Annotated in this window: 2 protein-coding genes; one reads left to right on the forward strand and one right to left on the reverse strand. The window is 64.6% G+C overall.

Translation table 11 applies throughout. From position 1 onward, the window contains the following. The coding region (locus EN906_RS34465; RefSeq protein ID WP_245484398.1) for a Tim44 domain-containing protein at positions 1 to 960 on the forward strand (960 nt) is incomplete at its 5' end. Between the two features lie 41 nt (positions 961 to 1,001). Here EN906_RS34465 and EN906_RS34470 read toward each other — a convergent pair. After that, the coding region (locus EN906_RS34470; protein ID WP_164777624.1) for a beta-propeller fold lactonase family protein at positions 1,002 to 1,253 on the reverse strand (252 nt) is incomplete at its 5' end.

Consider the following 1,253-nt stretch of genomic DNA (forward strand, 5'->3'; position numbering starts at 1 on the left):
GCCCTCTTTGCAGGACTGTTCCTGGCGTTTTCGATGGTCGCGATAGACCATGCCGAGGCGCGCCGCGGCGGCAGTTTCGGCAGTCGTGGCATGCGCACGTTCCAATCGGCACCGCCGACCAGGACCGCGCCGGCCCCGACCGCTCCGGTCGAGCGTTCGATGACGCCCAACACCGGTGTGAACAACGCGGCCCGGCAGCCACAGGCCGGCCCGCAGAGGCCCGGCTTCATGAGCGGCTTCGGGGGAACGATGATGCGGGGCCTGCTGCTCGGCGGCCTGATCGGCCTGCTCGTCGGCCAAGGCTTCGGCGGCCTGGCCGGAATGTTCGGTTTCCTGCTTCAGGCCCTGCTCATCGGTGGCGCGATCATGCTGGCTATCCGCTTCTTCCGCTCGCAATCGGCGCGTGGTCCTGCGCCAGCGCTCGCCGGTGTCGGCAATGCCCAGGCTTCGAGATTTGAGAACCGCGCAACGGCAGGGCAGCAGACTGCAGGCTCCTTCACAATTCCCGGCTTTGGCGGTGGTTCGGGCGGAAGCTCTCCGGCCATCGGTTCTGATGAGATCACGCTGGCTCAGACCGACCTCGACGCATTCCAGCAGCTGTTGACCGATGTCCAGGAAGCATTCGGGCGCGAAGACCATGCCGCTCTGCGCCGGGCTGTTACCCCCGAAATGGTATCCTATCTGTCGGAAGAGCTGGCCGACAATGCCCAGAAAGGTCTCAGGAACGAGGTAACGGACATCACGTTGCTGCAGGCCGACGTCGCTGAAAGCTGGCGTGAGGATGACCGCGACTACGCCACGGCCGCATTGCGCTACGAGTCTCGTGACGTGACGCGCGAACGGGCCAGCGGCAAGGTCGTCGCGGGCGACGATGATCATCCGACAGAGACGACCGAGCTGTGGACATTCGTGCGTGAGAATGGCTCGAACTGGAAGCTCTCGGCAATACAACAGGCTTGAGCCCAGGGCGATTTTGTCCAAGGCTTCACAGTTGTCGGCGTTCAGCGCACGATCTTGACGCACATCGGCGTGCCGATCTCGATGGCGCGCCCGGTGTCGCTGAGTATGCCGGTCTCGGCGTCGCGAGCGAAGATCGAGATGCGGTCGGCGTTCTGGTTGGCGGAAAACAGATGGCCGCCTGACGGCGTCAGCGCCAGATTGCGCGGCGTCGCGCCACCACAAGAGATATAGCCGACGAGGCTCAGCGAACCCGTCTGCTGGTCGACCGCCATGATGACGACGCTGTCATGGCC

The organism is Mesorhizobium sp. M7A.F.Ca.CA.004.06.1.1 (assembly GCF_003999135.1).
GTDB lineage: Bacteria > Pseudomonadota > Alphaproteobacteria > Rhizobiales > Rhizobiaceae > Mesorhizobium.